Origin of the sequence: Stenotrophomonas sp. YIM B06876 (assembly GCF_030711595.1) — a bacterium.
Lineage (GTDB): Bacteria > Pseudomonadota > Gammaproteobacteria > Xanthomonadales > Xanthomonadaceae > Stenotrophomonas.
Map to the genome: position 1 here is coordinate 1 of NZ_JAUJUJ010000593.1, position 403 is coordinate 403.

The 403-nt window shown below is 68.0% G+C and carries 1 protein-coding gene; it reads left to right on the forward strand.

The window, feature by feature from the left end; all coding sequences use genetic code 11:
* A partial coding sequence (locus tag QZH66_RS18635; RefSeq protein ID WP_305807267.1) for a fumarylacetoacetate hydrolase family protein occupies window positions 1-403 on the forward strand: 403 nt, incomplete at both ends.

A 403-nucleotide genomic window follows, 5' to 3' on the forward strand; every position in this document is an offset into this window, starting at 1 on the left:
GTGCTGTTCATGAAGGCCGTCACCGCGCTCAGCGGCCCGCACGACGAGCTGCGCATTCCGCCCGGCGCGCAAAAGACCGACTGGGAGGTCGAACTGGGCATCGTCATCGGCACCCGCGCCCGCCATGTGGCCGAGGCCGACGCGCTCAAGCATGTGGCCGGCTACGTGCTGGGCAACGATGTGTCCGAGCGCAGCTACCAGATCGAGCGCGGCGGCCAGTGGGACAAGGGCAAGAGCTATGACAGCTTTGCCCCCATCGGCCCCTGGCTGGCGACGGCCGACGAGCTGCCCGACCCGCATGCCATCGATCTGTGGCTGGAGGTGAACGGCCGGCGCGTGCAGAGCGGCAGCACGCGCAACTTCATCTTCGGCGTGCCCACGGTGCTGGCCTATATCAGCCAGT